The organism is Kitasatospora sp. NPDC091257 (assembly GCF_044757675.1).
GTDB classification, from domain to species: domain Bacteria; phylum Actinomycetota; class Actinomycetes; order Streptomycetales; family Streptomycetaceae; genus Kitasatospora; species Kitasatospora lactacystinica.
The window spans coordinates 1-5,516 of sequence record NZ_JBIVVI010000604.1; the positions used below are offsets into that span (position 1 = coordinate 1).

Sequence of the window (5,516 nt, forward strand, 5' to 3'; positions counted from 1 at the left end):
GCCCGGGCCGGAGGAGCGGTCACCCAGGCACCCGCCGCCGGCACCCCCGACCAGCTGTGGGACCTCGTCCCGGCCTGACCCGCGCCGTAGCGCCCGGCCGGCTCATGCCCCGGCGCGGCACGACCCGGTGCAGCAGCAGGGCCGGGCCGAGGGTGCCGGTGGGGTGGTCGCGGACGGCTGGTGGTCGCCGTCGGTGAGGCGGTCGAGGCCGGCGGCCTCGCGGGCGCGGGCGGCGACCTCCCGTCGGTGGCGCTCACGACCCAGGGCCCGCTGGAGTTCGGGGTCGTCGTCCGGGTCGTAGAGCGGGGAGGCGGTGGCGGCGACGTGGTCGTGGACGCGCTGCCATTCGTCGCGGGCGGTGGCCGCGTGGAGGGCGGCCTCCTCCTCCCCGGCGCCGGTGTGCCGGTAGGCGGTGCGCTCGATCCTCCGGGCGGCGGCGAGGGCCTGGGCGATCGCGCGCGGGCCCGTCCCGGCGGCCCGGAGGCGGACCCGGTGCCGGACGTCGCCGAGCAGCCCCTGCTCCCGGTCGTCCGGCTCCCCCTGGGCGTGCGGATCGACCGGTGGAACGGCGGGGCCGGGTGCGGGGCGGGTGGTGTCGGTCATCGCGGGTGCCTTCCGGAGCGGAGATGCGGGGCGGGGACGAGCGGTGCCCGCGGGGACGAGGCGGGGCCACGGCTGCCCGTACCCTGCCGTTCGCCCCGCCACCCGGGCAAGGCGGGCAGTGCGGCCCCGGGCCCTGTCCCCTGTCCCCTGCCGCCTGTCCAGGGGGTGGAATTCCGCCCGCGGTGGACGGTGCGCCCGGCACCGTGGGCGGCATGATCCTGCAACCGGAGACCGACGACCTCGCCGCCTACCTCGGGGCGGACGAGGTGATCGACCATCAGCACCCGGAGCTGCGGCGGCTGGCCGCCGAGCTGGCCGCGCCGGAGGCGGCGTACCACCACGTCCGCGACCGGGTGGCGCACTCCGCGGACGCGGGCGCGTACAGCGGGGCGTTCCGCGCCTCCGAGGTGCTGGCCGCGCGCAACGCGATCTGCCACGGCAAGTCGCACCTGCTGGCCGCGCTGCTGCGGGCGCAGGGCGTGCCGACCGGCCTGTGCTACCAGCGGCTGGAGGACGGCGAGGGCGGATTCGTGCTGCACGCCCTCAACGCCGTGCACCTGGACGGCCGCTGGTCCCGCCTGGACGCCCGGGGCAACCGGGAGGGGGTCGACGCGCGGTACGACCTGGACCGGGAACGGCTGGCCTGGCCGGTCCGGCCGGAGCGGGGCGAGCGCGACTACCCCGGGGTCTTCGCCGCACCGCCGGCCGCGCTGGTCCGGGCGCTCGCCCGGGCGGTGCCCGGCCGATTCGGCTACGACCACCTGCCGTCCGAACTCCCGGGCGAGGCGTCGCCCGGCCCCGGGTGAGGCGCCCGAACGTCGTAGGCGCGGCAGGCGGCCGGTCGTCCGGGGATTCGCCCGTGGACGTTACGGGGCGCCGGCACGCGGCCCGGCGGCGTGCCCGTCCGCCGGCTGCGGGCCATGGTGTTCTTCCGCAGGAGGTACCGGAGCGGCTGCGGAGAAGGACGTCGCACGGTGTGGGTCGGCAGGTCCTCGGAGCTGGTGCGGCGGGCGTGGGCCGTGAACCGGCCGCTGGCCGTCACCGCCGTCCTGATGGCCCTGATGGCCCTGATGCCGGTCATCGCCCTGGTGGGCCTCGCCACCAGGCCGCGCGGGGTGTCCGCGCGCCACCGTGTCGCGCTGATGTGGATCGCCGCGCCGGCCTACCTGGGCCTGGTTCTCCTCCTCTGGCAGGCGCTGCGCGCCCGGCCGCTCACCGCCCCCGACACGGCGGCCGTGGCCGCGTTGCTCGCTCTCGGCGTTGACCGGGCCCTTCCGCCGCGGTCCGGCGGACGCCGCCAGCTTCGGCGGCCCGCCGGCCGGACGGGGCACCGAGGACCTCTGCGAGGGCCACGTCGAGCTCCTCCGCGACGAGGAGCACCGGGCCGACCTGCTGACCTTCGGCGTCCCGGAAGGCTGGGGGCAGGTCGGGGAGGGCCTGGCCCGCGACGGCGGGATCGCGGCGATCGTCGCACCCGGCCCGGTGCCCACCAGCCCGTGGGACTGAGCGGTCCGGCCACCGCACCGGCGGTCCTGACGGAGGGATGTCAGTAGTCGCTGCTGGAGGTGGCCGCGCCGGACCCTTCGTACGGGCCGCCTCCGTACGGGCCGCTGTCGCTGCGGGCGACGGTTTCGCGGGCGGCGCGGCCGCCGAGCAGGGCGATCCGTGCGGTGGGGCGGCGCAGTGAACGCGTCGCCCCGCGCGAGCGGGGTGGGTCAGCCGGCTTCCGGTGCCGGGCCGGGGCGGGCGGTGCCCGCCATCACCTGGGCGTGCAGGCAGGCGCGGGCGTGCGACAGGGCCGCGGCGGCGGCGCGCAGGTGGTGGTTGACGACGGGGAGCAGGGTGCCGCGCAGGCGGTCGGCGGTGTGCAGTGCGGCGGCGGCCTGTTCCAGCAGCTCGCCGGCGCGGTGTATGGCCTGGCCGCGGTCGCTGGCGCGGTACTCCTCGGCGAGGGCTGCGGCGGCATGGGCGAGTTCGCCGACGCCGGGGTCTTCGACGGGTTCGGCGCCGAAGAACTCCAGCATGGACGCCAGTTCTGCCAGCCGGGCGTTGCGGCGCTTGTCCCACCAGGTGCTCACGTTGCGATCATGCACCACGACGCACCGCGATGTGGGGGGAACGGGTCAACTTCCCTGCGCGGGGGAGAATCCGGCCCGCCGGGGGTGGTGACCGGCGGTTCCGGCCTCCGGGGGCGGCGCCGGGGGCGTACGCACGGTCGGGGCGCGCCCCCAGGACGGCGCACAGCGCCGGGCGGTGCGGGATCCCTCCGCCGCCCGCACCGGGTCAGTAGCCGTCGTAGGGCTGGCAGCCGGGGCAGACGTCGATCTGCACGCCGGGTGCGGGGCAGGGGTAGAACCAGCCCGCGAGAGCGGCCCGTTGGTGGATCAGCGGGCCGTCGGTCTCGGCCCTGCCGTCGTGGAAGACGGCACCGCACCCGTGGTCGCAGGTCATGGTGCCGATCGGGCGGGTGTCGGCCCCCGCGAACGTGACAGCCATCTCGGCTCCTCTCTCTCCCGGCTGTCAGTCTGCCGACCCCGGCGGGCGGTGAACAGGCCGCGGCGGAAGCCGCGCCGCCGAGGTGGGCGCGGGCGGGCTCGGCCGCTGGGCAGCTGGGCAGCTGGGCCGAACCCGTAACGAAGTGGACAAAGTAGGATGGCTGAACTCCCGCGCTACGCGCGAAGAGTTCCACAAATGTTCCATTTGCCCGTTTCATTCTCCCGCTTCACACGCACGGAGCCACCCTCATGGACAACCTGTCCACCGTCGACGTCGACGGCGCGATAGAGACCCGCGGTATCGAACCCGTCCCGGACCACGAGCGCCGGGGCAGAGTCCGCGAGCTCTTCCCGACCTGGGTCGCGGCGAACATCAGCGTCCTGCTCCTCACCATGGGCGCGGCCCTGGTGGTGTTCAACCAGTTGAACTTCTGGCAGGTCCTGGTCGTCGCCGCGTGCGCCGCACTCGCCTCCTTCGGCATGGTCGGCGTGCTGTCGGTCTCCGGGAAGTGGGGCGGCGCCCCGGGCGCCACGCTCTCCCGGGCCACCTTCGGGGTGCGCGGCAACCTCTTCCCCGGCGCGATCCTCTGGGTCGCCCGGTTCGGCTGGGAGACGATCAACGCCGTCACCGGCGCCTACGCCGTGCTGACCGTCCTCGACCTGATGTTCGGCGTCAAGAGCAACACCGCGCTGATCGTCATCACGCTGTTCGCCTTCGTCGCCTGCACCTTCCTGGTCTCCGGCATGGGCCGCAAGGCGCTGAACGTCTGCAACACCTGGTCGACGTACCTCTTCGGCGTCTTCAGCGTCCTGGTCCTGGGCTACCTGATCGCGACCATGAACTGGAGCGAGGTCTTCTCCAAGCCCGCGGGCACCACCGCGATGATGATCGCCGGCATCGGGACCATCGCCGCCGGCGGCATCAGCTGGGTCCCCACCGGCCCGGACTTCGCCCGCTACCTGCCGCACTCCGCCTCCGGCCGGAAGATCGTCGGCGTGACGGTCTCCGGCGCCGGCCTGGTGATGGTGCCGATGGTGCTGATGGGCGCCGTGATGGCGGTGGCCTCGCCCGGCCTGGCACAGGCCGCGGACCCGGTCTCCTTCCTCGGCGACCTGCTGCCGACCTGGCTGGCCGTGCCCTACCTGCTGACCGCGATCGTGGGCATGCTGCTGATCAACAGCCTCTCCATGTACTCGGCCGGCTTCACCGCGCAGACCATGGGCGTGAAGCTGCCGCGCGCCACGGCCGTCAGCATCAACGCCGTGATCTCGCTGGTCGGCGGCCTGCTGCTGATGCTGGTCGCCAAGAGCTTCCTGGGCTCCTTCATCACCTTCCTGATCCTGCTCGCCGTCTCCTTCTCGGCCTGGATCGGCGTCTACGCGGTGGACATGTTCCGCCGCCGGTCGCGTGCGGTGCGCTACGACGCCGCCGCGCTGATGGACACCAGCAGGAACAGCCCGTACTGGTACAAGGCCGGCTTCTGCTGGCAGGCGATGGTCTCCTGGGTGCTCGCGCTGCTGATCGGGCTCGCCTTCACCAAGTGCGACTGGTTCGCCGGCCCGTTCTCCGACACCCCGATCGGCAAGTACGGGCTCGCCTGGGCGGCGACCATCGTGATCTCCGGCGCGATCATGGCCGTGCTCCCCACGCCCCGGGAGAACACCCCCGCCGCCTCCGCCACCGCCGGGCAGCCCGCCGACGTCCCGGCGGAGCGCACCGAGCGGGTCACCGTCTGACCGCACGGCGCGAACCCCCGTACGCCCCGGACCGCCCGGGTGCCGGCTCCACCGAGTCGGCACCCGGGCGGTCCGGTTTTCGGTGCCGCAGATGCCGCAGATGCCGTGGTCAGGCGACGGGGCGGTGCGGGCGCGGCCGTCGTCGGGCAGGACGACGAGGCGCTGGACGAGGCCCTGGTGGTCGGCGCCCTCGGCCCGGGCCGGTGTTCCGGATCGCGATCCGCGCGCCCCGGCGCGGCGGGCAGGTCCGTGCGGACACCCCTTCCCGCCCTACCGGGACGGCGCGGCCTCGACCAGGGCCCGGCACTTCCGGCACGAGGCCGGGTCCCCGGGCTCGAAGTGGCACAGGAAGACCGTGAAGCAGCGGAGCCCGCACAGGGTGCGGGGCCTGCCGCGGCTCAGGTCCCCGGCGTGCAGGACACCGGGCACCCCCTGGACCCCGACGGCGGGGAACTCGGCCGGCTCGCGCGCGGTGGCGAAGGATCGGGTCCCGTCCGGGGCTCCGGTGTCCGGGCTGTCGGTCATGCCGGGCAGCATGCCACGGTCGGGGACCGCCGTCGGCGCCGGGCTCCCATCGCGGGTCGGCGGGCCTTGCGGGCCGGTGAGCGGCGGCCTGCCGTGCGCGGCCGGGCGGCCCGGAGCCGCCGGGGCTGATGCCGGGTCAGCACTCCCGGGAGGCCC

The 5,516-nt window shown here is 75.1% G+C and carries 7 protein-coding genes; 3 read left to right on the forward strand and 4 right to left on the reverse strand.

Translation table 11 applies throughout. The annotated features are described in order from the left end of the window. Positions 1-102: 102 nt before the first annotated feature. The gene (locus ACIQOV_RS25350) at positions 103-603 is read right to left on the reverse strand and encodes a hypothetical protein (RefSeq protein WP_401052130.1); all 501 of its coding nucleotides are present in this window, start codon (positions 601-603) and stop codon (positions 103-105) included. A 212-nt stretch (positions 604-815) separates the two neighbouring features. Between ACIQOV_RS25350 and ACIQOV_RS25355 the strand changes: the two genes are divergently transcribed. Both ACIQOV_RS25355 and ACIQOV_RS25360 read left to right on the forward strand, forming a co-directional pair. Continuing rightward, the gene (locus ACIQOV_RS25355; protein ID WP_401052132.1) at positions 816-1,409 is read left to right on the forward strand and encodes a transglutaminase family protein; all 594 of its coding nucleotides are present in this window, start codon (positions 816-818) and stop codon (positions 1,407-1,409) included. A 454-nt stretch (positions 1,410-1,863) separates the two neighbouring features. Then, complete coding sequence (locus ACIQOV_RS25360) at positions 1,864-2,109, forward strand: hypothetical protein (protein WP_401052134.1); 246 nt, start codon at positions 1,864-1,866, stop codon at positions 2,107-2,109. Positions 2,110-2,318: 209 nt separating this feature from the next. Here the strand turns inward: ACIQOV_RS25360 and ACIQOV_RS25365 are convergent, their stop codons facing one another. Together ACIQOV_RS25365 and ACIQOV_RS25370 are read right to left on the reverse strand one after the other, a co-directional pair. Next, complete coding sequence (locus tag ACIQOV_RS25365) at positions 2,319-2,681, reverse strand: hypothetical protein (RefSeq protein ID WP_401052136.1); 363 nt, start codon at positions 2,679-2,681, stop codon at positions 2,319-2,321. 205 nt (positions 2,682-2,886) lie between these two features. Then, the gene (locus ACIQOV_RS25370; protein WP_380552140.1) at positions 2,887-3,099 is read right to left on the reverse strand and encodes a hypothetical protein; all 213 of its coding nucleotides are present in this window, start codon (positions 3,097-3,099) and stop codon (positions 2,887-2,889) included. Positions 3,100-3,347: 248 nt separating this feature from the next. Between ACIQOV_RS25370 and ACIQOV_RS25375 the strand changes: the two genes are divergently transcribed. Then, positions 3,348-4,835 (forward strand): purine-cytosine permease family protein, encoded by a 1,488-nt coding sequence (locus ACIQOV_RS25375; protein ID WP_401052139.1) that lies wholly within the window; start codon positions 3,348-3,350, stop codon positions 4,833-4,835. A 270-nt stretch (positions 4,836-5,105) separates the two neighbouring features. Here ACIQOV_RS25375 and ACIQOV_RS25380 read toward each other — a convergent pair whose 3' ends face one another. Beyond that, positions 5,106-5,360 (reverse strand): hypothetical protein, encoded by a 255-nt coding sequence (locus ACIQOV_RS25380; protein WP_401052141.1) that lies wholly within the window; start codon positions 5,358-5,360, stop codon positions 5,106-5,108. Between the last annotated feature and the right edge of the window lie 156 nt (positions 5,361-5,516).